Here is a 26,624-nt window from a genome sequence, read left to right as displayed (position 1 = left end):
AATATGATTATGTGTAAGATATATCGAATAATAATCGTTTGTTTATTCCTCGTATTGGGCATGTCATGCTCGTTGAATGAAAAGCCATTTACCGCCTCTGAAGAGAAATTGATATCTACAGAAGAAGGAGCACAATCTTTAGTGAATGGATGTTATGCAAAGATGGCTTCTTACAATCATATGGGTGCTAGTGCGCAGATGTTAACCCATTTAGGTTCCGGTCTCTTTACAACATCTAAGGCAAGTAATCTAAAAGACATATGTGCCTTGAAACCATATTCAACTCTTAATTATGTTGACAAATATTGGTCGGGAGTATATGCTACTATTGAATCGTGCAATACGACTATTGCAACATTGAAAAAGAGTCATTTAGATGAAGTTAAGATCAAAGACTTATATGGACAAGTCTATTTCATTAGATCCTTTTGTTATTTTGATCTGGTACGTTTATTTGGAAGAATTCCTTTACGAATAGCTCCTTCCAATTCGAGTAATATTAACTCTCCAATGAGTGATGTCTCTCTTGTATATGATCAAGTTATCAGTGATGCGACGCTCGCAAAGAAGATGTTAAAAGAGAAGAGGATGGATGGTCTGCCATCTAAATATGCGGCACATATGCTACTGACAAAAGTTTATGTTACGCTTGCAGGGAATAAAAGAGCTAATGAGACTCCCTACTGGACAAAGGCATATGATGAAGCTATGACGATATACGGGCATTATCAGTTGGTTCATGACTATCGTACTTTATGGCGTGAAGAGACAAGCAATATTACTTCAGAGTCTATTTTTGAGATTATGGGTAACAATGAGCATACCCTTCGACATTACCAACTCTATACACCCTCAAAGGGAAACAAAGGAAAGTCGACATGGGGACGTATCATCCCAAATATTGAACTATATGATGCTCATGCGAAAAAGTACCCTTCTGATCCAAGATTAAAGGAGACATTTCTTACTGAGTGGATAAAGTATGTTAAGAAGCCAACCTTGATGAAGACCTATCCTTCTTTTACAAAACGAAATAACGTAGATAAAAGTTACCCTTTTTTATCCAAATATGTCATGAATAATTCTGAATCGATGGGGTATGCTACCAACATGAACCTAGTATTATATCGTTATTCGGAACTATTATTAACTCTTGCAGAGATCGAGAATGAATTGCATGGGGCGAAGGGGGCATACTTCTATGTAAACAAGGTGCTTGCTAGAGCAAGAGCCAGTTCTGATATCCCATCTGTCGATCCTAAGGACTGGTCCGATTTATCACAGGATCAGTTTAGAGAAGCTATTATGGCAGAATATAATTTTGAATTGTTAGGAGAGGGTAATGACTGGTATGTAGTCCGACGAAGAGGATATGAATATTTTAAAAATCATGTGATCGATGTTCACAATAACACCATGGTGTATGACTTCAAGAAACAACGTGATGTTCAATATCCAGAAGGAGTAAGTACAATGTTGTTTCCGATTCCCATGATAGAGATTACTTCTAACCCAAACATCTCGATTGACGATCAAAACTTGGGGTATTAATTCTATCAATAATATTAATTAAAAAATGTGGTACGATGTTAAACAAATACTTAATGATTACGATCATTTTATTTTCATGCTTTATATGTCAAAGTAAGAGTAAGCGATCTCGCCCTAATGTACTTTTCTTTTTAGTCGATGATATGGGGTGGAGAGATGTCGGTTATCAGGGATCAGATTTTTATGAAACCCCTAATATTGATCGCTTATCCGATAAAGGTGTAGTTTTTTCAAATGCTTATGCTTCCCATCCACGATGTGTTCCGTCGAGGTATGCCATCATGACGGGAAGGTATCCTGCAAGAGCTCAAATGCCTGGTCCAGGAGAGGGGAAACTAAAGTCGAATATTATTGCTGGTGATGATGGGAAGCTTAATCCTACTGATCGATGTATTGCAAAAGAGTTTAAAAGTGTAGGGTATAAAACTTTCTTTACAGGTAAATGGCACCTGGCAACCTCTGGTACGTTTCCTGAGGATGTTGGTTTTGATATTAACATTGCTGGTGGTCATGCCGGATCTCCTATCTCATATTTTCACCCCTATAATGAAGGACGTGCTACAGGTAAAAAAGCACCGATTAAAGGATTAGAGGAGGGATACGATGGAGAGTACTTAACAGATCGAATTACGAAAGAGACATTGAAGTTTCTTGATGATCATCTTAAAAATTCAGATGAGCCATTCTTCGCTTTTGTTTCACACTATGCAGTACATGAACCTTTAGAGGCAAAAAGAAAAGATATAGAACGTTTTCAAGAGAGACAAAAAAAAATGCACTATGAAGGTCCTGAATTTATTCCTGAAGGAACAGGTACAACGAAAGTTCGTCAAGATGATCCCAAATATGCAGCAATGATCTATAGTATGGATCAAAGTTTAGGGCGTATTATCAATAAGCTAGAAGAAGAGAAGGTAATGGACAACACGATTATCGTTTTCTTCTCTGATAATGGAGGTTTATCTAATAGAGGTTTTCGACCAAGGCATGTTGCAACATCTAACTTGCCTCTAAGAGCTGGAAAAGGTCATCTATATGAAGGGGGAATTAGAGAACCAATGATTGTTTATGACCCGAGGATTAATAAGAGTGTTAATCGTTCAGATGCCATTGTGATAGGGAATGACTTTTATCCTACATTAATGGAGATGAGTGGAATGTCTACAAAAGGACTTCGTGGCATAGATGGACAGAGCTTTCTGTGGGCATTAAAGGGACAAAAAAATCCCAATCCACAAAGGTCTATTTTTTGGCACTCTCCTGTGCCTAGACCTCAATCTACAGGTGATGAATCTTGTACTGCAGTGAGAAAAGGGGATTATAAACTCATCGAATGGTATGATAAGGGTATTGTTGAACTATATAATATCACCAATGATATTGGAGAAGAGTCGGACTTGTCTAAAGAAGATCCCGATAAAGTGAAAGAGCTTTTAACTGAAGTCAAAGTATGGCGTAATGAAGTAGATGCCTATATGGGGAAAAAGAAGTGATGCAAACATAAATAGTGATAGGTCATAATGAAGGATTTACTCCAATGATAAACAGAATTATAATACACACATAAAAACAACTTAAATATGAAAAGCAATCGATATACAGAATGGATCACTTTGGTACTCTTCTTATTTGCGGGAGCTATACATGCCGAGAAGGTACAAAAACTGGAGAGAGACAAGAAGACTCAGGCAAGAAACGTTATTTTTATTCTAACGGATGACCATCGTTATGATTATATGGGGTTTACAGGAAAGGTTCCATGGTTGAAGACCCCTAATATGGATCGTCTAGCAAGTGAGGGAGTGTATTTTAGGAATACCTTTGTTACGACTTCGTTATGTTCTCCTAGTCGTGCTTCGATATTGACAGGCCAATATTCTCATTGTCATACTATAGTGGATAATGTGGCTCCGAACCCAGGCAATCTCGTTTTCTTTCCTCAATATTTACAACAAGCCGGTTATCAGACCTCTTTCTTTGGTAAATGGCATATGGGAGACCATAATGATCAACCTCGTCCAGGTTTTAACCATTGGGAGAGCTTTAAAGGACAAGGGAAATATTATAATCCCAAACTGAACATTGATGGTAAGCATGTCCAGTATAAAGATTCGACTTATGTGACCGATCTTTTAACTGACCATGCTATTGATTGGCTAGAGAACAGAGATAAAGAAAAACCATTTTTCATGTACTTATCTCATAAAGCTGTACATGCATCTTTTCAACCTGCAAAACGACATCGTGGAGTATACAAAGGAAAAAAGATTAAACTACCTGCCACTTTCGACCAAACAAAGAATGGGGCATATAGAGATTTAAAATGGCCTGAATGGGTGAAAAATCAACGAGTTAGTTGGCATGGTGTTGATTATATGTACCATGGAAATCACGATATGAATGAGATGATCCAGAAATATTGTGAGACATTGCTAGGTGTTGACGAGAGCGTCGGCAGAGTACTTCAGTTTTTGGAGGAAAATGGTCTTGATGAGTCGACCATGGTGATCTACATGGGAGATAATGGTTTTAGTTGGGGTGAGCATGGTTTGATTGACAAGCGGCATTTTTACGAAGAATCAGTTAAGGTTCCATTTTTGGTAAGGTGTCCTGAGTTAACGTCAGGTGGGATGGTTGATGAAAGAATGATTCAAAATATTGATGTTGCACCAACCATCTTAGATCTTGCAGGATTAAGCAAACCTAGCTATATGGTAGGAAACTCTTTTATCCCTCTTTTATCTAATGAGAACTCAGCATGGAGAAACAGAATTTTCTATGAGTACTATTGGGAGTATGACTTTCCGATGACTCCAACTGTTTTTGGAGTCCGAACCGATAGATACAAATATATTAGATATCACGGAATTTGGGATCGTAATGAATTGTACGACATCAAGAATGATCCTGATGAAATGTACAATATAATTGATAAGCCTGAAAACCAGAAGTTAGTAAAAAAACTTGTAAACGATCTATATGGTTGGTTAGAGGATAGTGATGGAATGCAGATTCCATTGAAACGAACTGTGAAATACCGATTTGGAGATTACAAACATAAAAAACAGTATTGATAGCTTCTTACTCATGGAGTCCATTATTGAACTCCATGGATTGTTTTATTGTTTGATTCTGAGATAATTCTAATAAGAGTGTTTCAGCTCAGTGAATAAAAACATATATATGAATATACGAAATCTAATAGTTGCCTTTATTCTTACCCCAGTATCTCTTTTTGCAAAGGAGAAGAAGAATGTTCTTTTCATCGCAGTCGATGATCTAAAACCAATTCTTGGATGTTATGGAAATAGTTTTATTAAAACACCTAATATTGATCGTTTGGGCAAACGTGGGGTTGTCTTTACCAATAATCATTGTCAACAAGCTGTTTGTGCTCCTTCTAGGTCTAGCTTGTTGTGCGGACTTAAACCCAATCATACTAAAGTATGGGATCTAAAAACGAAGATCAGAGATATGAATCCGAATGCAGTAACCATTCCCCAATACTTTAAAAGCAAAGGTTATTTTGTGACAGGAACAGGTAAAATTTTTGATACTAGAAGCGTCGATCGTAAACATGATGCTATTTCTTGGAGTGAACCTTATTCATTTCTTGGAGACGAAAAATTTATGTCTAAAGAGTATGGAGCACCTGCGTTGAGACATTACCAGCTTGCAGCGACTAAAAGGGAGGTGGCAAAATATCAGCGTATAGCTAAGGAAAAAGGATTAAGAGGTGCTCAAATTAATAAATTTATTCAAGAGCATATTAAACCAAGTGTTGAGTGTGTTGACGTTCCTGATAATGCATATGTTGATGGGGTGATTGGACTAACAGGTGTGGAAAGAATTAAACAGGCTAGCAAGAAACAGCAACCATTCTTTGTTGCCGTTGGTTTCAAGCGACCACATCTGCCTTTTGTTGCACCGAAGAAATATTGGGATTTGTACCAAAGAGAAAAAATTCCTGTTGCACAATATCAAAAGTATGCAAAGAGAGGACCTAAACTATCCTATCATACTTCTGGTGAGATACATTCGTATTCAGACATTCCAAGATTAGAAACTTTCTCAGACATCAAACAAAACATCTTTGATATCGATAAGCAAAAAGAGCTTATTCATGGTTATTATGCTTCTATCTCATATGTTGATGAACAAATCGGAAAATTATTAGATACGATTGACTCTTTGGGATTAAATAAAAATACAATTATTGTTCTCTGGGGTGATCATGGATGGCATCTTGGAGATCATGGATTGTGGTGTAAACATAGCAATTTTGAACAAGCTACTCGTAGTCCGTTGATTATTTCAGATTCATCAAGGAAGACAGGGATTTATCAGTACCCTACCGAATTCCTATCTGTCTTTCCCACAGTATGTGATCTTGCAGGAATCTCAAAACCGTCATTTATTGAAGGGGTAAGTTTGAAACCAGCAATGGACAATTTAAATCGACGCGTGTTAGATTGTGCCGTAAGTCAATATGGTAGAGGTAAAAGAGAAGGTTATGCTTTTAGAACCGATCGTTATAGACTCGTGGTATGGTTCAACAAAATGGCACACCATCCAGAAAATTATTCTAGAGACCTAATCTATACGGAAGAGTTGTATGATTATGATGTGGATCCTCTTGAGACAATCAATGTGGTTGATGATCCATCGTATGATGTAGTGCGAAAGAGACTTGAGACTTACTGTTTTAACTATTTTGAACAGATATCTGAAAGAGAAGAATAACGAATCATTTATAAGGAAACTAAAAACTAAAGCTTTATGAAGAAAAAAATTCAGCTCCAAATCCAATTGTTGTTGGTCATGATCATTGGTCATGTCGCTTTGTATGCCGAAGAATCACCCGTAAAGCGATCTGCTTTATCTCCATCCGCAAAGAGTTCAATCGTACTTGCCGAAGATAATCCAGGAAGTTTACCATATGTTGTCAAACAAAAGTCGAATTTCTTAGATCTTATTATTGGTTCAGCCTATCATGAACGTTTTATGACCGATTCCAATAGAAAGGAGCTATATGCCAATTTTGATTATATCACACCAGGAAATGATTTTAAACAGAGTTATATGCATTCTAAACCAGGAGTCTATCGTTTTGATAAGAGTGATTTTTGGATCAACGAATGTAAAAAATACAATAAAGTCATTCGGTTACATGCTCCTATTAGCCCTCAATGTTCTAAGTGGGTTCGAATAGATAATCGAACGGGGGGAGAGATGCGAGTAATGATGCAAGAATATATGGATACATTGATTGCTAGGTATATGAATGAACCTTGTGTGAGATGGTATGATGTTGTCAATGAAACCATCGATGCTAATACAGGAGATTGGTTTATGGATAAAAGTGGTGTTGACAAGTGGGAGAATCCATGGGTTAAGATGGGGTTTGATCAATCCTCATCATTAAAAGTTCCTAACTATGTGATCGAATCCTTTGAGATTGCTACCCAAAAGTGTCCGAATCATGTAAAGTTAATTATTAATCAACATGGAGCTTTTGAACGTCCTGTATGGAATCGAATGAAAAAACTCGTACTTTTTTTAAGAACGAGAGGTTTTCGTGTTGATGGGATAGGGTGGCAAGCACATATCGACTGTGGTTGGGAGAAAAGTCAAGATAATATTTCTCATCTACAAGAGGTTATTCGCTGGTGTCATACCAATGGTTTGGAATTTCATATCACTGAATTTAATGTGTGGCTGAAGAATAAAACGTATAGTTATCAAGATCAAGCCAATACTTTTGCTAAAGTGGTTAAAGTGGTTTCTAACGAATCTAAGAATGGACCTGTAAGAATCAATTTTTGGCATATGAGAAAAGGAGAGACTGCTAAAGAGACGTTCGATGGTACACCTTTCTTTGATAATTTTACACCGAAACCAGCATATTATCGAATGCGAAAAGTATTACGTAATATTTAGTTTGATCGAATCTATTGCGATGTAACCCCCTCACTATTTTAGGGGTGACAAGTGGAGTATTACGAGAGTAATACCGATTTGAAAATAGAATTCTCAGAGAGATCATTTTTTAGTCTTAGTAGATGGATGTGATCTTCGAGATATTCAAGAGAGTGCTTCGTTTGATAAAGATATATGAAAATAAAAAACACGTAAATCAATGTATAAGTTATTATTTATCTTGACCCTGTCATTAAGTCTAATTGCTTGCAAAGAGAAAAAGACACCAATGAAACCAATCTATTTAGATGAATCTTTTTCTGTAAATAAACGAGTGGAGGATTTGTTGTCAAGGATGACCTTAGAAGAGAAAATAGCTCAAATGTGTCAATATGTTGGTCTCGAGCATATGAAAAAAGCAGAGCAAAATTTGACCAAAGAACAGATGGAGGAAAGTGATGCTCATGGATTCTATCCTGAACTTCATTCAAGTGATGTGGAAGAGATGATCACAAAAGGGTTGATTGGATCTTTTCTTCATGTGGTAGATGTCAATGAAGTGAATCATCTACAAGCACTGGCACAAAAAAGCAGACTTAAAATACCACTGCTCATTGGTATTGACGCAATTCATGGTACAGGACTTGTTGAAGGTGCAACCATTTATCCTACTCCCATTGGTTTAGCAAGTACTTGGGCCCCTGACTTAGTTAGGAAGGTATCCGTAGAAACTGCAAAAGAGATGAGAGCTACTGGTGCAACATGGACATTTACTCCAAATATTGATGTGGCTAGAGATGCAAGATGGGGAAGGGTAGGAGAAACATTTGGAGAGGACCCATTACTTGTATCCAAAATGGGTGTTGCCATGATTCAAGGGTTACAACACAGTGAGAAGAATGGCCATTTTAATGTGGTGGCTTGTGCAAAACATTTAATTGCCGGTAGTCAGTCTGTCAATGGAATAAATGGGGCCCCAACAGATTTATCCGAACGAACAATTCGTGAGATATTTTTGCCACCATATAAGGCAGCTGTGGAAGCAGGAGTGTTCTCTATTATGACTGCTCATAATGAATTAAATGGCGTTGCTTGTCATGCCGACAAATGGATGATGAATGACATCTTAAGAGAAGAGCTTGGATTTAAAGGGTTCTTTGTTAGTGATTGGATGGATATTGAACGTCTTGTTACACGTCATTTTGTGGCTCCCAATCAAAAAGAAGCTTGTTTTCAAACCATCGATGCAGGAATGGATATGCACATGCATGGTCCAGGATTCTTAAAACCTGTTGAGGCTTTAGTGAAAGAGGGGCGTATTTCAGTACATCGTATTGACCAAAGCATTAGACGAATACTTGAAGCAAAGTTTAAACTAGGACTGTTTGAGAATCCCTTTGTTAATACAACAGGGACAACAGAGACAACAGAGACAACAGGGGTGCTGTTTAATCGACTACATCAGGCTACTGCCTTGGAAGCAGCACAAAAATCTATTGTACTGCTAAAGAATAAAGACAATCTCCTTCCTATTAATAAACTGAAGTATAAAAAAATATTGGTTACAGGACCTAATTCCAATAATGAGACGATTCTTGGTGATTGGGTATGGAAACAACCAAAAAAGAATGTGGTGACCATTCTAGAGGGCATAAGGGAGGTCGCAAAAGGTTGTGAGATAACTTATTTGAATGTAGGAGAAGATGTGAGAAAAATAGTACCTTCTAAGCTGTTAGAGGCAAAGAGAAAGGCTCAGAAATCGGATCTTGCTATTGTGGTGGTTGGAGAAAATTCATTTAGGTGGAAATGGCAAGAAAAAACTTGTGGTGAGAATGCTGCTCGTTCAGAATTAAACTTGGTCGGAGAACAACAGAAGTTGATCAAAATGATTAATAGTACAGGGGTTCCTACTCTCGTTGTCTTTGTTAATGGTCGTCCATTGGCAACCGAATGGATTGCTGAAAATATTCCTGCTATTATTGAATCTTGGGAACCTGGTTCTATGGGTGGAAAAGCTGTTGCACAGATAATCTTCGGTGAGGTGAATCCTTCAGGAAAATTGCCTATAACAATTCCACGTAGTGTTGGACACCAGTTGTCTATTTACAACGCGAAACCATCTCAATATTTTCATAAATATGTAACAAGTCGTAGTGATAATCTCTTTTCATTTGGTTATGGATTAAGTTATTCGAAATTTAAGTATGACAACGTGCGAGTTTCGAAAGATACTATTAGATCTGATGAATCAGTCCAGATATCAGTCGAGGTTACGAATGTCGGAGATGTAAAAGGAGATGAGATCGTACAATTTTATTTGCGTGATGAATTTAGTTCTGTTACACGTCCAGTTAAGGAATTAAAAGATTTTAAACGTATTTCATTGGATCCTAAAGAATCAAAGGTCGTATCGTTTAAAGTGATGCCACATATGTTGGGGTTTTTAGGTAAAGATCTTGTTGAGACTATTGAATCGGGTACTTTCATAGGAATGGTGGGAAGTTCGTCAAGAAGAACGGATTTGAAAAGTGCTTTGTTTTATGTAACAAAAGATTAGATTATTCCTTGTCTAGGTATAATTGTTGCATTATCCTGAGACAGAACTAATTTAAAAAATATATTTTGTGATAATTAAAAGCCTCTATTACTGAATGTAGATAGGGGCTTTCGTTTTTCTTATACATTTAATTCTGTAGATTTCGTATGGTCTCTGATAGATGAATGCATATATGTTCTGAGATCTATATTTGAGCATATTGAAAAATGCCTGTCGTATTAAGTTCAATGATCTCATTGTTTTGAATTTTATCTCAATATTGTATTGGTATAATTAACGGTATATGATTACAAAAAATGTATCAACTAGAATATGCAGTATCTCTCTTCCGAAGGAGTCAGATCAATTTAAGATCGGCCTCATAAGAATTATTACTATTTGAGCCCCCTCTATCCTAATTTAATAGTGATAATACGACGTCTTCGTATATAAGTATTCTTGAATCGCTTGGCTAAGAATATCAACGAATAAAATAGTTCTTGTGTTTTTATTTATCACCATCAGCGAATAGATTAATACGCTCTTTTTCGAATTTTTCTCCCTTAGGTTTAAAAAATAGCTTATGATTGATGATCTAAATCTTATGAATGAAAATAATTGATTATTTAGAAAGATATTTTTATTCATATTTAATATAAATAAATATTTTTGTGCCCCATATTGGGAAGTATGTGCTTGAGGTAATGCTTGTGTGATATTTGATTTAAGATACTTTTGTATCGATTAGAATCGTGATGTCTAGAGTATATTCCATTTCATGGAAGAAGGAGGATAATAACGAATAACGTGATAAAAAACTATTAACAACTATTTATGGGGGGAATGTATTCACCAGACGAGATCGTAGATGTCGTAAGAAAAACTGCGCTCAAGAAAGCGAAGTATGGTTCAAAGAAAACACTTATTTTAAGCTTCCTTGCAGGTGCTTATATCGCTTTTGGTAGCCTTTTAGCAATTATAGTAGCAGGCGGAACTCCTGGCTTAAGCGAGTCATATATTGGAATTCAAAAACTTCTATTGGGAGCAACATTCCCTGTGGGACTAATTATGGTCGTCATCGCAGGAGCAGAGTTGTTTACAGGTAACACAGCTTATTTCATGCCTAATATTATAGACGGAAAGCAGCCTGTGTCTGATATGTTTCGGAATTGGATGTGGGTATATATCGGTAATTTTATAGGTTCGCTTTTTGTTGCCTATTTTATTACCTATCTCACCGATGTTGTGGCTCATAAACCTTGGTTAGATATGGTGAATAGTATTGCAATAGGAAAGACTTCAAATCCGTTTTATAAGACTTTCTTGAAAGGCATTGGAGCAAATTGGTTGGTTTGTCTTGCAATGTGGTTAGGAATGGCTTCTAAAAGTGCTTCTGGGAAAATACTTGGAATATGGTGGCCTGTTATGGCATTTGTAACGATTGGTTTTGAACATAGTATTGCAAATATGTATTTCATACCATTAGCGATCTTCCATGGTGCTGATATCTCATGGAGTGATTTTATCTTCCATAACCTTATACCTGCAACTTTAGGTAATATTGTTGGTGGATTGTTTTTTGTTGGAACGCTTTATGGCTATCTATTCCGTAATAAATCATGATGCCTTAAGATCTTACCAAGCACTTTCATTAGGAGATTAGAAAGTGCTTGGAGATTATCTAGAACATAATGATGGAACATAAAGAATCTGTTTTTAATATCTATGTCTCCGATAAGGTAACGATAGTGTATTTGTCATGGTGAAAGAAATAAGTGAAGTTATATTCAAATTAGATGTGAGTAGACTCCTCTTTTTGTGCCGATTATGCTGGATGAAATCATATGCTTAATATGCTGATAGTTCTGTAGCCTTTTATTCGTTCGTATTGAATTTTTTTTATTCGATCTTATTTACGACGAATGTCATTAAGTCACTCGTTATAAGTTCCTAATGATCATTTAGCAAATTATTAATATTTTAAAAAGTTATATCCTTTTATCGGCCTAAATTATATTCTCGATGTTATCTTTAATCGTTGTGACCGAATTTTCTTTTGCCACCATGGAAAGAAATGATTGTTTTATAATATACGATTGTATTCCTAAGATAATACCTACTTCACCACTCAATATGAACATCAAATTAAATATCCTTCAAGATCCTTTTCGATCCATAGAAACCCGCTGTTGAATTATGTGTATTAGTAGATAGGCTAGGTGTCGGTTGTGAAATATGGGGGTGATAGTTTTTTATCATATATCCTGCCACTAATTCAGTTCTATTTTAAAATATGGGTACCTCGTAATTGAGTTAAAATGGGTATTGTGTTGTTTTATAGAGTGATCCTGTCGTTAGATATAGTCGCTGTGTTATGATGTATTCTTACTCAATAGAAAAAAATACTTTATGTTATTGATTTTATCCGACATGTTATTATATTTGTTCGTGAAACGACGAACAATGGGTGTTGAAATAAGTATTCATTTTTTTTGTTTTTAATGTTCGTGTTATTGCGAATAATAGAGTCCGTTATATTACATATGTTTTAAAATAATTGATATGGAAATTAAAGTATTAGGCACAGGTTGTGCAAAGTGTAAAACACAAGAGAAATATGTGCAAGATGCTGTTGCAGAAGCAAATGTCGAAGCTACTGTGGAGAAGGAAGAGGATATTATGAAAATTATGCAGTATGGTGTAATGGCTACTCCTGCAATCGTTATTGATAATGAGGTTGTAGCAAAAGGTCGGGTCTTGTCCGTAAAAGAAATTGTAAAACTAATTACCCAATAAAACCAATTTAATTCTACATTCAGAATATGAAAAACCTGAGAATTTATATCGTATTGATTGTTGTAGTTACATTTTTTACTTCTTGTAACGGAACGAATAAGAAGAAATCGGATTGTTGTGAAAAGAAAGTGGAAAAGACTGCTTGTTGCGATGAAAAGAAGGCTGAGAAGAAGCCTTGTTGTGGGGATAAAACAAAGACTGCTACAAAACCTTGTAGTGAAAAGAAGAATATTCAAAAGAAACCATGTTGTGGGGATAAAGTTGCAAGCAATGGTGTAAAAGTTTACTATTTTCACGGAACTCGTCGTTGTGCTACATGTAAAGCAGTAGAGGCAGTTACTTTAGAAACTGTTTCTGAAACATTCGGTGACAAAGTTGCTTTTATTTCTATTGACAGAGACCAAGATAAGGAAAATCCATTGATCGAAAAGTATCATGTTACAGGACAAACACTTCTTGTGGTAAACGGAGATCAAAAAGAGAATCTTACCAATGTTGCATTTATGAATGCTAAGACACACCCAGAGAAGCTGAAAGCAAAGATTATTGAAACAGTGGAAACATTGAAATAATTATGGAAATACTTCAGGGATGGTTAGAGGGATCTTCATTTCCTCTTCTAACAGCATTTATTTTAGGACTTATGACAGCCATAAGTCCTTGCCCTTTGGCAACAAATATTACAGCGATTGGTTTTATCAGTAAAGATATTGGAAGTCGTAAGCGAGTTTTTATTAATGGAATTGTATACACATTGGGGCGTGCAGTCACTTACACTCTTATTGGAATTTTGTTCTTCTTTGGTGCGAGTCACTTGTCTATCGAAGGAGTATTGCAAGAGTGGGGAGAGAAACTTCTTGGGCCCCTGTTGATTATTATTGGACTTTTTATGCTTGATCTGTTTTCTTTTCGTATTCCTGGAATAGGAGGAGTATCTGAAAAGATGGAAAAGCGTAGCCAATCTGGTTTAGGAGGAGTACTTCTTTTAGGAGTTGTATTTGCCTTGGCGTTTTGCCCTTACAGTGGTGTATTATATTTTGGGATGCTAATTCCGATGACTATTAGTAGTGCAGGAAGTCTATACTTGCCAGCAGTATTTGCGCTAGCTACAGGTGTTCCTGTTATTATTTTTGCATGGATTATTGCTTTCAGTATTGGTTCAATGGGAACTGTTTATAACAAAATCAAACGTTTTGAGATATGGTTTCGTAAAGTGGTTGCAGTACTATTTGTTGCTGTAGGCATCTATCATATTTTGATATTCTTTATTTAAAAAATTTACGATTATTGTTCGTGTTATTGCGAACATTTATAATAGAATGAGTCATGAGAAAAAAAAATCACTTTTCAGAACGAGAATCTGTTTTCAAAGATAAAACTTCATGTGGTTATTTGATTATGGTATCTTTACTTGTTGTGTTTTTAGCTATTTTATATCATTACCTCCCGAGTTTGGTGGATTGGTTTGCTTATGATTTTCTAACGCTTTCATCCACCACTCATCTAGGAAAATCGATCCATTTTTTTCTTTATGATACCATAAAGATTATGATCTTGCTTTTTCTTATAAGTGGGGTAATGGGGATAGTGAATGCATACTTTCCAGTGGATCGTTTGCGGGTCTTCTTGACTACAAAGAAACTTTACGGTCTAGAATACTTAATGGCATCGTTTTTTGGTGCTGTAACTCCTTTTTGTTCTTGTTCATCGATCCCTCTTTTTATCGGTTTTGTAAAAGGAGGTATCCCATTAGGAGTAACATTTGCTTATCTTATCACATCTCCTTTAGTAAACGAAGTTGCTGTGGCTATGTTTTTAGGTCTCTTTGGTTTTAAAGCGACTCTAATATATGCGGGTAGTGGAATTTTAATGGGCGTTATCGGTGGATATATCCTAGGTAAAATGAGACTAGATAAGTATTTGAGCGATTGGGTAAAACAAATCCAAGATAATGCAATGGCAGAAAATGAAGTTTGGAGTGAAGAGAGAACCACCTTTGTTGATCGTTTGCCTATTATTATCAAAGAAGCGTGGGGTATTGTTCGCTCCGTGTTATTATATGTAATCATAGGAATTGCTATTGGCGCAGCGATGCATGGATATGTTCCAGAAGATTTTTTTACAGAATATCTATCTACTGACAAATGGTATGCAGTTCCTTTAGCTGTAATATTAGCTGTTCCGATGTATGCTAATGCGGCAGGTATCGTTCCTGTAATTCAAGTGTTTGTTGCTAAAGGTGTTCCGCTTGGAACTGCTATTGCTTTTATGATGGCCGTAGTCGGACTTTCACTTCCAGAAGCTACATTATTAAAAAAAGTAATGCAATGGCAATTGGTCGCAATCTTCTTTGGAACGATTACTTTGTTTATAATTCTGTTAGGATTCCTATTTAATATGGTTCTGTAATTCAGTGTTTATATTGAAGAGGCAGAGTTTGTCCATGAAAAAAGTGGTTAAGAACTTGTTTGTACTCTTATGAGTATAGATAAGTTCTTCGCTTTATTTACGTAAAGCATTATTGCCAGTGTGTTATTGCATATGAATAATATACTGGCAGTTCTAAATCCCAATTTCTCTTGATCTAAACAGACTAAATAGAATATTGGTGACTGTCCGCCTTTTTTTATTTTACTGATTGATGTAGCTTTTCTAGAATTTATGACCAGTGGAGATCTGGGATAATATAGATTAAAATAGAACAATGTGGATTCTAAGTTTCAATGTGTACGTAACTTAAGAATAGATGGCACATCTTGGGAAATACACTCTGAATTGATTTTTACTGGTCCCTCATGATTCCATACCGTCGGTCTTCATCGTTTACCCCTTTTTTAAATAATAGATGAATCAGCACTTGATCGAAGTGCTTAACTTGTCATTAGAATAATGCAGGGCTTTTGCATAAAAATGTTAATGCTTAAACAAATGAATCGTTTATTGAGAAAATTTTGGAACTGAACGGACAAATAAAAATAACGGAATGAAAAAAAGTCTACCTACAACAATTCTGAGCAAATATTTGAATTTATGAAACACCTTTCATATCTTTATGAAAGGTGTTTCATAAAATAATAATATGGCAGATATGTTAAATGAATTAGGATTTCTTGCAGGGGCTTCAAGATTCCGAAGAATTAGTGAAAAACTGCAACAAGATGGCGACAAAATTTATTCCGATGCTAATATTCGATTTAGGGCAAGCTGGTTTTCAGTGTACTATGTTTTAGCAAAGTCAAATTTGCCCCAAACTATACTTGAGATTTCCAATCAAATCGACTTTTCTCATATTACAGTTAAGAATATTTTACGAGAACTGACAAAGGAAGAGTTAGTCAGCATTAAGCCTAACCCAAGAGATAAACGTTCAAAATTAGTTGAACTAACAAAAAAAGGGAAAGAACTACAAATGGAACTTGAACCATTATGGCTTTCTTTCTCAAATACTCTTAAAGACTTATTTTCAATCGGACATCCAGATATGAGTAACATTTTGAATAGGCTGGATTGGGAGATTAATTTTAAACCAATAAATGAACGTATTCATCAACCCAAAGACGAATTTGTAAAAATCCTTGATTATAAACCAAGTTTAAAAAAACACTTCTATGAATTAGCAGGTCCTTGGCTACTAGGTGTTTTGAATGGCAAATTGGAAGAAGATGATAAATTCACTTTAAATAATCCTGATAAAGCATATTTAGAAAATGGAGGATTTGTATTTTACGCAAAATACAAAAACAACATAGTAGGTTGTGTTGCCTTAAAACGATTAGATGACGACACATTTGAATTCGCTAAGTTATTTATTAATCCAAACTTTCGAAAACTTGGAATAGCTACTAAACTAATAGAACGTTGCATAAGTCGTTGTATGGAAAATGAAGCGAAAGAACTTTGGTTGCAAACTACTATGAGTATGCCACAAGCACACAAGCTATATTACAAACTTGGATTTAACGACAAGTCGGCACCACCCCAAATGGATGTATTGGAAAGAACCGAAAAAATAATGTGTCTCACACTATGATTCATATTATTGGATATACGGCCTTAGCAATAAACTTGACTTCAATGGCAATGAAAAATGTCTTTCTTTTAAGATTGTTATCCTTAATAGCTAATTGATTTATCTAGTTTACGGGATTTTACTCAATGCACCACCATTTATAATAGGATGTGGAATTGCAATTATGATTCACGGATTTCATATTGTTAAAATTAAAAGGCAGCAAGTCTTAATATCTGATGAAAATAATAATTTATGAAAGAATTACTGTTTAGAATACCAAAATAAAACAATATAGCAATTGAACTATTTGAAAAATGAAGCAAGTGGAATAGATAAATATCTAAAAGGCGAACATAGACATGATCAATAATGTCTGCCAAATTTTTTTAAATTATTTAAGTTGTGAAAAATTTTATGATTATAGAACGTTTTAAACCAAATTGTTTTGACAAAGTTTATGAACGATTTAATGAAAAAGGGAGAATGTTTCCAGATGGATTAAATTATTTAAATTCTTGGGTAAATAAAGAGAAAAACATTTGTTTCCAATTAATGGAAACGAGTGATATAAAATTATTTGAAAAATGGTTTGAAAATTGGAGTGATTTAACAGAATTTGAAATTGCACCTATAGATTAATGACGTATTTATTACCATAGGAATTCAGAATATTTGTTAGGTTGATAATTAAGGTTTGATAATTCTCAGATGCAGAAAATCCGATCCAAAAGTATTTAATGTGTTTTCACAATATCTCAATTATATTTAATTCTGGCGAATATGGTGTGATAAAGTATATGTATAGATCCTCTTCTTCCCATTGCTCTATTTTATCCTTAAATTTCTTAGATTTATGAATCGAGGCATTATCAAGGACAAGTATTATTTTTCTTGTTATTTGATTACATAGTTTATCAACGAATTCGATAAATATATCAGTATTTACGGAATCCTTATGTATTTCATATATCAATTTACCTTTTCTATTTACGGCCCCTATAACATTGACTCTTTTGCTTTTAGAAGAGCGTAATCTAATCTAATCTGATCTAATCACCTTTCTTTTGTCAAGCATATGGAATATATGGTGCCATGTTAAAATGACTTTCATCACAATAAAACAAATCGATGTAACCTACGTCTTATAATTGCTTCAATGCCTTAAGTTCATGCTCTTAAAAACTATGGCATCTCTTTTATTTCTTAAACATCGTCTGACTCGATGCCAACTATATCCTAACTTTTTAAAAAATTCCTGAGTGTATTGCGACTAACCGTAACATCATGATCTTCATTCAATTTATTGAGTGTCTGTCAAATATTTCGACTATGCTCTTTAATTGACTCATCGATATAAGCTTGATACGGTGTGAGTATATATTTCGGATCTCGACCTTTTTTAATCCTTAAAGACTTATACTTACACTCTTCCCATGACAAAAATAATCGTTCAACTGTTCTTCTTGAAGTTTTCAATATTCCAATAATATCTGATATAGTAAAACCTTCTGACGATAATAATAAACAATGACTTCTGTGACGCTCAACCTTATTATCCGAATTGTGATAGCGATTACGTAATTCTAAAACTTCCTCTTCTGTTAATTCAATAAACTTCATCGTACTAAGAGAGGTCTTTTATATGATAATAAATAATACGTCAATATTTGTTATTAGGTACTTATATTATTATTCAGTGAACATGAAAATCTGTCACAAATAACGAAAGTATAATGTTGTTTAGGGCTAAAAAAACAAGTGTGTAAACTCGAAGATCCAGATCTAATACTCTTTAATTGGAGGTAGAATGCATTTATCTATGTTTATTATATCTCTTATGAAAAAGTGTTTTAGAGTGAAAATTGTTCTGTGTCAAGTATTTGATTTCATTAAACCATCGTTTTATTGGTAGGGTTAAAAGGTAGTTGTACGGTCTATTAGTGTTTGATATAAATGTCTTTGGGGTGTGCACTCTATTTATGGATATTTAAATTAGTTGTGAATATTATTATTAGCACTAATTTACATAGTTTAATTAAAGGGCATTTGTTTTGTTAAATAGATACGTTTTGTCCACATTTGTGTAGATATTGATTACATTTAAATGTGTTTTAATTATTTGGATTATTTCAGATAGGTTAAAATACTGCGGTTATTGTTCTTTGTATAATAAAAAGGGGATAAAAACTTAGCCGTGAAGGAAAATGAGAAATGATATAGACAGTGAGGCTAATAATTGTGGATACGAATTATTGGCTTCATTGAGAAATGATATATGGTTCACCAATTAATAAGGGATAAGGTAAGATGAAGAGATTATTTTTTGGATGGTTGTTGATGCTACTTTTTGTAGTTCCAACCCAAGCGCAACAGGTCGATAATAGAGTTAAAGCAAAATTCAATTATTATGACAGTATGCGTAAGATTGGATTATGGGAATATGATAAAGCGGCAGAAGTAAGCCCATATTCGAACAACAAAATGCAATTACTAAAACGAATGGTTGCGGTAAAATCTTATGATGCTCTGAGTATTGATGTAATCGTCTCGAAATATGGGGCAGTAAAAGCTTGTCGGTGTCGTCCTTCTGTTAGTCAAGAAGACCAATCTATGATTAATGCGTGTGTGAAAAAACTTGAGTTTGCACCTGCAAAGATGGAGTCTACACCTGTAGAGTCTATCTATACAATCATACTTTAGAGTCGTTTATATACTATTGTTTCTAGAGTGTAAAAATACTATCATGTAGGTTAAAATCCTATTTTTAGAAAGGTGTCAAGTTTATTTTGGCACCTTTTTTGTGCTCCTTATTATGATATATCTAAACTGTTAGAATAGTTAACTTGTTATATTTTCCATAGAGATTGGAAACAGATTATAATTAATAAAGAAAAGATGAAAAGACGACTATTATGCATCATATTGCTTTGTCTCAGTACTTTGTCTTTAGTAGGGCAAGAAAAAATGTTAGGTGCTTGGAATGCAGGAAACCAGAATACGATTGTCGAGGTAGAAGTAGTGGGACAAGTTCTAACAGGAATAATTATCTCTTCCGATAATAGTAATGTTGAAGTTGGCAAATCTATTCTCAAAGAATTCAAACTAAAGGGTGCTAAATGGAAGGGAAAGATATATTCAATGAAAAGAAAATCCTGGTATAATGCTACTTTAGACTTGAAAGATGCAAAGACGTTAGAAATAACAGTATTTGCTGGTTTTATCAGTAAGAAGGTCGTATGGAAAAAAGATTAATGATGATTAGTCTATTTTTCATAAATATTTTATTTGGATAGGTAAGAAAGTCTAAGGTGTCAATAAATGATGAAACCTTAGACTTTGTTGTGATGCATAAACGGACTGAAAAACTTGAAATATACTCTTACTTTACCTTTTCTTTTAAAAGTTATAGATGAGATTATATGCAGCTTTATCGCGATTCAAGTACTGTTGGTGTAAATAGACTCTATCTTCACGGGCGTCACTAATATGTGTATGGCTTTTCAGACTGGGTTCTAGTAAGAGTTCCTTTTGCGACTAGATCGATTATTGTATGTAAATAAATGGTTCTAAATATCGCATTTGAGTCCTGTTTTAGCATTTATTTCACCTTAAGGGATTGTTGATGGACAATAAAATTAAATATTATTCTGTCTATGTGTTGATTTTCAATTTTGCCATTCCAGATGTTATGATTATATCCTTCCATAGGATAAAAAGCGAAGGGAACTTTGTTTGATTTGTATATCTTCTTTAATGTCGTGGCATGATGAAACGGAGTCAGTGTGTTGAGTGTTCCATGGGCAATAAACATTGGAGGATCATTTTTGTCAAATCGGTCAAATCCATACTTGTTTTTTAGTTGATCCAATGATCTTTTTGAGCCCCCTAAGTCGATAATCGTACTCACTGAATAGTCTTGATCTATGTACGTAGAAACCAATGATGGGTCTTGTTCAGTTGTTAGTTCATCTCTAAAATCCTGCGGTTCGGATATTCCCAATGTGATCGCAATGTCTGCACCTTCCGACATGCCACCGATGGTAATATGCTTAGGATTGATATCATATATCTCAGCATGTGCTGCAATCCATCTTATAGCAGTTTTCGCATCTCTATGTGCTGGATACAATGCTATTGTCTTTAATTCGTTTACCGTTGGTGTTGACTCATTTAGTACCACCCATTCTTCAGGGACTGTTCCTAGTTCTCCAAGAGTCCTGTAGTCCGCTGAAATAAATACCCAACCTCTTGCGCAGAAGTAGTTCGCGAGCTGTTTAATTTCGTCTTGTTCTTTAGAGCCATAATTACCATGTAGAAAAAGAAAGGCTGGTCTATTATTTCTATGGTTCTCTGGACAGTAAAGGTCCAGCTTTAACGGTACACTTTGTGTCATACCACTATTTAAAGAGGAGTGATGAAGTCCATGAGCATAGACGATATCCTTTTCTAAGAGCACCTCAAAGGTAGAATCTTTATACACTATAGGTGCGACTTCCTTATTAATTTGTTTCTCTTGATCTTTTTCACTCTTACATCCAGTAAGAATGAGTCCCCATAAATAAAACCATAACATATTTTGCCTGGTCATAAAGTGATTCATGTTCAATATCATTGCATTTTTTATTACATTCCCAAAATATATGTCTGCCGAAAACAAATATCATTACACAAGATGCTCTACTTTATTTAAGTGTTGTTACATCCGATGTTGATTTATAGTGTATTAAATTGAATTTGATGCTGTCTTAATGATTGGATGTCAGCGGTCGTTTTTGGTTCGTTTGGGTTGAATAAAAAAGCCAATATTCCATAATGAATATTAGATTACTCTAATCTTCGATAAGAATATTGGCTGAACATTTAAATTGAACTGTAACTAATTTTAATTCTTGATAAATTGTTGGGTGTGAACCACGTTATCAATGTTTACCTTTAGTAGATATACATTCCTCTTTAGGTTACGAATATCTATATGTTGATCGGTGTTGTTGTATGCTTTTATTTGTTTACCATCTACCGTGTATATTGAAATTGATTGTACTGTTTTATTGGTTTTGATTTGAATATAATCATTTGCTGGGTTTGGGTATATCGTGATCTTATCGTTTAAAGAACTCTCTTTTTGTAAGTCAGATAGACTCTTTTGATTTGCATGTTTATTGGATTTGAAATGCCATGTTTGTCCTTTAATAATCCCATTTTTACTTATCACATCAATTCTCCAATAATAAGTTTGGTTTTTATTCAATTTCTCTGGTGTATAGATATTGTTAACCTGTTGTCCTTTGCATTCGACCGAGGCATCGGTCGCTTGATCAACTGCAGTTAAAGATGTTCCAAAATAAATGTAATAGCCTGTAGCCTGGTAGCCTGGTCTCCACATAAGATCAACACTTTCGTTATTGGTCTCTCCATTATCTGATGGAATGGGCATGGTTGCATGCTCTTCTCTTCTTCCAGGGATCCAATAATTTTCGGAACCAGATTCGTATGCCCCAATGTCAGGAGCAAATCCTTGGTGTTTATATTTCTGGTTATTGATAATGACTCCTTTATCTATAAGTCCATTGCTATCTTCTTTAGGACGGAAATCTAAATTTGAAATATCCCTTAATTGATTCTCAACTCTTTGTAGCGTAACGTAACCATTCCAATTGTGTTCAGCAATACCAGATATAGAACGAAATTTTCCACGGTGACCAGTTAATTCATTTGCTGCATTGTTTTTAGTGACATTGCCTACCCAAGCCATTTCGTCTAGTACGGTAATATCTCGCGATTTACTGTTGAAACATGTATTATGGTAGATCTGATGATAGTCTCCCTTTACCATTAATCCCCTAGCAACATTTCTTGTTATTTGATGGTGAATGATTCCTCTGTGACTCCATATTCTTGGAGGTATTGGAGTGTCAAATCGAACCCCAATAGCATTACTGTTAAAGATCCAATTGTATGAAATATTACAATCTGTTGCTGCACCAATCATTAAGTGTATCACCCCAACATCACCCCCATTATGACTACAGTGATTGAAAAAATTATTGAATACGATTGCTTTATCACTACCGTAGAGACAGTTTCCTGATGCACTATTAATTACGGTATTGTTTTTGAATTCACATAGATCTCCTTTTTGGTAGATAGCGTAAGCTCCATGTTCTAAGGATGCTGTAGAATGATCAATATTTTCAAAATGACAGTTATTGATGATATTTTTGTTTCCATACATCTTTATCGCTTCGCTATCTGTATTACGAAAGGTACAGTTTATTATTTCACAATAAGTTGTCTTTCTAGGATTGGTGTGGAATAACGTTGTGGGACGGTAGCCAAGTTCTCCTATCTTACGTCGTGAACAAGAGGGGTACTCAAAGTCACAGTCTTCCAATTTGGAGTATGATGCGTGTTCCATCCATATACTGTTTCCGTAGAATTTTAGCCCTTTTATATTTAAGTATTTACAGTCCGTAAATTCGAAAAAGTAGTCTTGGATTTTACAGTTCAACTTATGGGCAGGTGCAGAAGAGTTTTCGCTCCACCAGTAAAGTTTTCCTGTTTCTTTATCATAAAACCATTCGTCTTTACTATCGATTAAATTAATGTGATTTTCAAGATAGTAACGTTCTTTTGTGTCATCGATATTTTTATTAATCTCAATTGTGTTAGAATGAAGGTCATGTTTAGTTACTGTCGATAAGTTTAATCGTGACTCAGCGACGAAGGTAGCATTTGTTACATCTTTAGGAAAAGAGCTTAGGTTGATGCCATCGTGAGGAATATCAGTAATTGTTTTATTCGACACACTCATTCTTGCCCATGATTCTTCATGTTGCCAAATTGAGCCATCTTCAAAGTTGGCATTTGGCCAACGAGCATTAATTAACCATCGATTATCTTCTAGGAGTTGCCATGTATCAGCGCTAATCGTAGTTGTCATTATATTAGGAGAGTGAAGTTTCCAATCTTCTTGTCTTATTTCGTCTACATCTATTGTTCCATTAAGAATTACCTCCTCATTGTTGTAATTGGTAATGGTTATTGGCTGATCTTTAGTTCCTTTGAAAGACTTTTGATGTACCATTTCATGGTATGTTCCTTTTCGAATGAATAACGTTTCTCCTGCAGAAAGGGTCGAAACAGCATAGTTGATAGTTTTGAAAGGGCTAATTATAGTTCCATCATTATCATCAGAACCAGCATGAGAGAGGTACTTGTTCTTTTGTGAAGGTCTTGTAAGTTCAGTAAGTTTGATATCATCAAGATACCATTCACACGGTTGTCCATCATCAGGTATTTCGATTGATAAGTTGTATTCCCCAGTGTTGTTAGGCTTGTCTAATGTTTTAATCATTAAATTGTGGGTATGGTAATTATTGGTTGCGGCTAACTCAAATGATTGAACTCTTCCACCTATAATCCCCAGTTGTAACCTCTTCGCATGTTTTGATGATTTTGTTGTCAAGGATAATTTATAACACTTACCTCTACGTATTGAATTTAATGCTTGGGTAATAACAAGGTTTTGTTTCTTTCCATTCGTTCTGTTTGTCGTTATTTTAAGTGCATTATTCCCATTGTTTTGGTCTGTCTCAATTTGTATTATTGCTTCAGATCGATCGTCCTTCTGATATTTATATCCAACATCTTTGCCTTTATCAAAGTCTGAGTTTGTTATTAAGTTTTGACTTATACCAACGGTTGCACATATGAGCATGAAGGTAACTGTAATAAATGTTTTCATTGATAATAGATTATATAATGATAGTATTAAATGTGGTTGATTCTTAGTTTGTTGTGGCAATTGTTGGTGTGTAATGTGAGAGTAAAACTATATAGAATTCACCATTTATGTCTTTTGAGTATGTTCAAATTGTTTCAATTGTGAAAAAAAGTGATGTAAGTGTTATTTCTTGTAATTTTCAATTCGACTATATGTTTTAATGGATTGTAAATATGTTGAAAAGTGATAGTTAATGTTGTTTATGTGAAGAATGTTGTAATGATTAATCTATTGAAATGTTGTTCTGATTAAATATTGAAGACGAGATGTTTTATCTATTCTTGTTCTATGTGAAAAAAAGTATGTTTTAGCCCAATAAGGATTAATATTAGACCTAAGAAAAGAATCTTAATTGGTGGGAAGTCAGATCGTAAATAGTCGTTTGAGCTATTTGTTGATATATACAGGATGAATGAAATATCAGAGAGAGATATTTTCAGTAGTGTATAGTTGATACTACTGTTTACTTATTGAACTTTCATGAACAGGTTTCTGTTAAATAAATAATGGTAAAATATATTTCACTTGATATCGTACGTCCTAGGTTCTCAAAGTCGGTTATAACTAAAGAGGTGTTATATTAAAAGTGATGTATTTCTTAAATGAAAATGAGTCTAATAAAATGTGTCAATAATATGAAGCGACGTAATTATTTAATCCTTTTTTTCTGTTTTGTTATGATGGGTTGTAGTGGAATGAAAAAGAAGGAGAAGGAGAGTGCTTCGACAGAAGTAAATAACGAAAGTCTTAAAGATATTGCTTATGAAGCTTTTGTCTATGCTTATCCTATGATTGAGCAGGTTAAGACCGTTAATACGATGAACAAAGCATATGGTAAGCTGGGGCTTGGGCCAAACAAAGTATATATGGGACATAAATATCCAATGGATAATATTGGTCAACCTATTGTTGCTCCAAACTTCACTTCAATGACAGGCTTGATTAATGTTGATATTTCAGGAGGGCCAGTCACCTTACAAATTCCCGATATAACAGATCGATATGCCGTATTCCAGTGTATTGATGTCTTTACGTATAATTTCTTCTATATTGGTTCTAGAGCGACCAAAGGAAAAGGTGGGAAATTTATTTTTCATAATAAGAATCAGCAGGTCCAAAAAGTCGGTGATGTAACTCCTGTTTTGGTAGAGCAAGATATATTTAGTATTGTCAATCGAATTGATGTGAAGGATAGGGCAGATGTTGCAAATGTTGTAAGATATCAAAATCAAGTGAAGATAATAGATAAGCCTGCTACAACAAGATCGTATCCTACGTATGATAAGATCAAAGTGTTCTCTCCCGATTTCGTAGATTATGTGAATCAATTGATTGTTTGGATTCCAGAGCCCGAAAAAGAGATGTATCAGCGTTTTGCTAAAATCGGAATTAAGAGTGATGTAAAATTAACTGCAGACCAAAGAAAAGAGGTGCAGGTAGGTATTGATGCTGCCTATAAAGCGATTATGAGTACAAAGAAACAGCTGCAGGTTGGAAATGGGTGGACTGGTGCTACGACCATTTTTGGCACAAGAGAATATATCAATGGACGATATCTAGATCTTGCTGCTGGTGCTAGTTTTGGTCTTTGGGGTAACTCGAAAGAAGAAGCAAATTACTATATATTGTTTGCAGAAGGAGCTGGAGAATTGACTTTCACCAAAGAGCAGTTACCTCCATTGTCCGATATTGGGTTTTATTCATTGACTATTTATGATAGCACTGTTCATGCAACAAGGAATAAATATAACTCATATGTGTTAACTCATGATAGAATGAAATTCAATAAAGATGGTTCTATCACCTTTAAGGTTTCGAAGAAACCACAGAAAGGGAATTGGCTGTATCTTCCAACGTATAAATTTGCCTTGTTGTTACGAGTTTATGCGGCTGATCCAAATAAAATTCAAGATTATGTTCCTCCTAGATATTCTCAAAAGAAATAATATATGCTGTCCATAGTATTAGAATAAAAGCTAACCAAATAGATTGATGGTTAGCTTTTATTCTCATTTGATGATTGATTA

General features: G+C 34.8%; 20 protein-coding genes. 16 read left to right on the top strand and 4 right to left on the bottom strand.

Translation table 11 applies throughout. The features are described 5' to 3' along the window. Positions 1 to 9: 9 nt before the first annotated feature. The 13 genes from K5X82_03130 to K5X82_03070 all read left to right on the top strand — a co-directional run bounded on the left by K5X82_03130 (position 10) and on the right by K5X82_03070 (position 17,453). A complete protein-coding gene (locus K5X82_03130; GenBank protein ID QZT37901.1) occupies positions 10 to 1,551 on the top strand; it encodes a RagB/SusD family nutrient uptake outer membrane protein in 1,542 nt (513 codons plus the stop codon). A gap of 35 nt (positions 1,552 to 1,586) precedes the next feature. Then, positions 1,587 to 3,044, top strand: a complete 1,458-nt coding sequence (locus K5X82_03125; protein QZT37900.1) for a sulfatase — start codon at positions 1,587 to 1,589, stop codon at positions 3,042 to 3,044. 87 nt (positions 3,045 to 3,131) lie between these two features. Beyond that, positions 3,132 to 4,625, top strand: coding sequence for a sulfatase (locus K5X82_03120; protein QZT37899.1), 1,494 nt, complete (start codon positions 3,132 to 3,134; stop codon positions 4,623 to 4,625). A gap of 109 nt (positions 4,626 to 4,734) precedes the next feature. Next, a complete protein-coding gene (locus K5X82_03115; protein QZT37898.1) occupies positions 4,735 to 6,294 on the top strand; it encodes a sulfatase in 1,560 nt (519 codons plus the stop codon). A 36-nt stretch (positions 6,295 to 6,330) separates the two neighbouring features. Beyond that, the gene (locus tag K5X82_03110) at positions 6,331 to 7,491 is read left to right on the top strand and encodes an endo-1,4-beta-xylanase (protein ID QZT37897.1); all 1,161 of its coding nucleotides are present in this window, start codon (positions 6,331 to 6,333) and stop codon (positions 7,489 to 7,491) included. A gap of 199 nt (positions 7,492 to 7,690) precedes the next feature. Next, a complete protein-coding gene (locus K5X82_03105) occupies positions 7,691 to 10,027 on the top strand; it encodes a glycoside hydrolase family 3 C-terminal domain-containing protein (GenBank protein QZT37896.1) in 2,337 nt (778 codons plus the stop codon). A gap of 813 nt (positions 10,028 to 10,840) precedes the next feature. Continuing rightward, entirely contained in the window at positions 10,841 to 11,629 is a 789-nt protein-coding gene (locus K5X82_03100; protein ID QZT37895.1) for a formate/nitrite transporter family protein, read from the top strand. 939 nt (positions 11,630 to 12,568) lie between these two features. Next, on the top strand, positions 12,569 to 12,802 hold the full coding sequence (locus tag K5X82_03095; protein QZT37894.1) for a thioredoxin family protein: 234 nt from the start codon (positions 12,569 to 12,571) through the stop codon (positions 12,800 to 12,802). Positions 12,803 to 12,828: 26 nt separating this feature from the next. Continuing rightward, complete coding sequence (locus tag K5X82_03090; GenBank protein QZT37893.1) at positions 12,829 to 13,374, top strand: nitrophenyl compound nitroreductase subunit ArsF family protein; 546 nt, start codon at positions 12,829 to 12,831, stop codon at positions 13,372 to 13,374. A gap of 2 nt (positions 13,375 to 13,376) precedes the next feature. Then, on the top strand, positions 13,377 to 14,075 hold the full coding sequence (locus K5X82_03085) for an aromatic aminobenezylarsenical efflux permease ArsG family transporter (GenBank protein QZT37892.1): 699 nt from the start codon (positions 13,377 to 13,379) through the stop codon (positions 14,073 to 14,075). A gap of 53 nt (positions 14,076 to 14,128) precedes the next feature. Beyond that, complete coding sequence (locus tag K5X82_03080) at positions 14,129 to 15,211, top strand: permease (GenBank protein ID QZT37891.1); 1,083 nt, start codon at positions 14,129 to 14,131, stop codon at positions 15,209 to 15,211. 670 nt (positions 15,212 to 15,881) lie between these two features. After that, the gene (locus K5X82_03075; GenBank protein QZT37890.1) at positions 15,882 to 16,832 is read left to right on the top strand and encodes a bifunctional helix-turn-helix transcriptional regulator/GNAT family N-acetyltransferase; all 951 of its coding nucleotides are present in this window, start codon (positions 15,882 to 15,884) and stop codon (positions 16,830 to 16,832) included. Positions 16,833 to 17,216: 384 nt separating this feature from the next. Next, a complete protein-coding gene (locus K5X82_03070) occupies positions 17,217 to 17,453 on the top strand; it encodes a DUF3303 domain-containing protein (protein QZT37889.1) in 237 nt (78 codons plus the stop codon). Between the two features lie 106 nt (positions 17,454 to 17,559). On the opposite strand, the gene K5X82_03065 is transcribed toward K5X82_03070, so the two are convergent. Further along, positions 17,560 to 17,853, bottom strand: a complete 294-nt coding sequence (locus K5X82_03065; GenBank protein ID QZT39075.1) for a transposase — start codon at positions 17,851 to 17,853, stop codon at positions 17,560 to 17,562. A 275-nt stretch (positions 17,854 to 18,128) separates the two neighbouring features. After that, on the bottom strand, positions 18,129 to 18,434 hold the full coding sequence (locus K5X82_03060; GenBank protein QZT37888.1) for a hypothetical protein: 306 nt from the start codon (positions 18,432 to 18,434) through the stop codon (positions 18,129 to 18,131). A 687-nt stretch (positions 18,435 to 19,121) separates the two neighbouring features. Between K5X82_03060 and K5X82_03055 the strand changes: the two genes are divergently transcribed. Together K5X82_03055 and K5X82_03050 are read left to right on the top strand one after the other, a co-directional pair. After that, positions 19,122 to 19,514, top strand: a complete 393-nt coding sequence (locus K5X82_03055; GenBank protein QZT37887.1) for a hypothetical protein — start codon at positions 19,122 to 19,124, stop codon at positions 19,512 to 19,514. A 195-nt stretch (positions 19,515 to 19,709) separates the two neighbouring features. Then, positions 19,710 to 20,066: a DUF2147 domain-containing protein gene (locus K5X82_03050; protein QZT37886.1), complete on the top strand. Its 357-nt coding sequence runs from the start codon at positions 19,710 to 19,712 to the stop codon at positions 20,064 to 20,066. Between the two features lie 346 nt (positions 20,067 to 20,412). On the opposite strand, the gene K5X82_03045 is transcribed toward K5X82_03050, so the two are convergent. Both K5X82_03045 and K5X82_03040 read right to left on the bottom strand, forming a co-directional pair. Further along, positions 20,413 to 21,402 carry an alpha/beta hydrolase gene (locus K5X82_03045; protein QZT37885.1) on the bottom strand — a complete coding sequence of 330 codons (990 nt, stop codon included), beginning with the start codon at positions 21,400 to 21,402 and terminating at the stop codon, positions 20,413 to 20,415. A gap of 294 nt (positions 21,403 to 21,696) precedes the next feature. Continuing rightward, positions 21,697 to 24,558, bottom strand: coding sequence for a T9SS type A sorting domain-containing protein (locus K5X82_03040; protein QZT37884.1), 2,862 nt, complete (start codon positions 24,556 to 24,558; stop codon positions 21,697 to 21,699). 674 nt (positions 24,559 to 25,232) lie between these two features. Here K5X82_03040 and K5X82_03035 point away from each other — a divergent pair. Continuing rightward, positions 25,233 to 26,543, top strand: coding sequence for a DUF1254 domain-containing protein (locus K5X82_03035; GenBank protein QZT37883.1), 1,311 nt, complete (start codon positions 25,233 to 25,235; stop codon positions 26,541 to 26,543). Positions 26,544 to 26,624 lie beyond the last annotated feature (81 nt).

Source organism: Prolixibacteraceae bacterium, assembly GCA_019856515.1.
GTDB lineage: Bacteria > Bacteroidota > Bacteroidia > Bacteroidales > Prolixibacteraceae > Halosquirtibacter > Halosquirtibacter xylanolyticus.
The sequence above is the reverse complement of the archived record's forward strand: the minus strand, read 5'-3'. Positions and strand labels throughout refer to the sequence as shown.

Bases quoted from the DNA above. Each gene is read 5' to 3' on its own strand.
- K5X82_03130 (QZT37901.1), top strand. From the start codon at position 10: ATGTGTAAGATATATCGAATAATAATCGTTTGTTTATTCCTCGTATTG.
- K5X82_03125 (QZT37900.1), top strand. From the start codon at position 1,587: ATGTTAAACAAATACTTAATGATTACGATCATTTTATTTTCATGCTTT.
- K5X82_03120 (QZT37899.1), top strand. From the start codon at position 3,132: ATGAAAAGCAATCGATATACAGAATGGATCACTTTGGTACTCTTCTTA.
- K5X82_03115 (QZT37898.1), top strand. From the start codon at position 4,735: ATGAATATACGAAATCTAATAGTTGCCTTTATTCTTACCCCAGTATCT.
- K5X82_03110 (QZT37897.1), top strand. From the start codon at position 6,331: ATGAAGAAAAAAATTCAGCTCCAAATCCAATTGTTGTTGGTCATGATC.
- K5X82_03105 (QZT37896.1), top strand. From the start codon at position 7,691: ATGTATAAGTTATTATTTATCTTGACCCTGTCATTAAGTCTAATTGCT.
- K5X82_03100 (QZT37895.1), top strand. From the start codon at position 10,841: ATGGGGGGAATGTATTCACCAGACGAGATCGTAGATGTCGTAAGAAAA.
- K5X82_03095 (QZT37894.1), top strand. From the start codon at position 12,569: ATGGAAATTAAAGTATTAGGCACAGGTTGTGCAAAGTGTAAAACACAA.
- K5X82_03090 (QZT37893.1), top strand. From the start codon at position 12,829: ATGAAAAACCTGAGAATTTATATCGTATTGATTGTTGTAGTTACATTT.
- K5X82_03085 (QZT37892.1), top strand. From the start codon at position 13,377: ATGGAAATACTTCAGGGATGGTTAGAGGGATCTTCATTTCCTCTTCTA.
- K5X82_03080 (QZT37891.1), top strand. From the start codon at position 14,129: ATGAGAAAAAAAAATCACTTTTCAGAACGAGAATCTGTTTTCAAAGAT.
- K5X82_03075 (QZT37890.1), top strand. From the start codon at position 15,882: ATGGCAGATATGTTAAATGAATTAGGATTTCTTGCAGGGGCTTCAAGA.
- K5X82_03060 (QZT37888.1), bottom strand. From the start codon at position 18,434: ATGAAGTTTATTGAATTAACAGAAGAGGAAGTTTTAGAATTACGTAAT.
- K5X82_03055 (QZT37887.1), top strand. From the start codon at position 19,122: ATGAAGAGATTATTTTTTGGATGGTTGTTGATGCTACTTTTTGTAGTT.
- K5X82_03050 (QZT37886.1), top strand. From the start codon at position 19,710: ATGAAAAGACGACTATTATGCATCATATTGCTTTGTCTCAGTACTTTG.
- K5X82_03045 (QZT37885.1), bottom strand. From the start codon at position 21,402: ATGACCAGGCAAAATATGTTATGGTTTTATTTATGGGGACTCATTCTT.
- K5X82_03040 (QZT37884.1), bottom strand. From the start codon at position 24,558: ATGAAAACATTTATTACAGTTACCTTCATGCTCATATGTGCAACCGTT.
- K5X82_03035 (QZT37883.1), top strand. From the start codon at position 25,233: ATGAAGCGACGTAATTATTTAATCCTTTTTTTCTGTTTTGTTATGATG.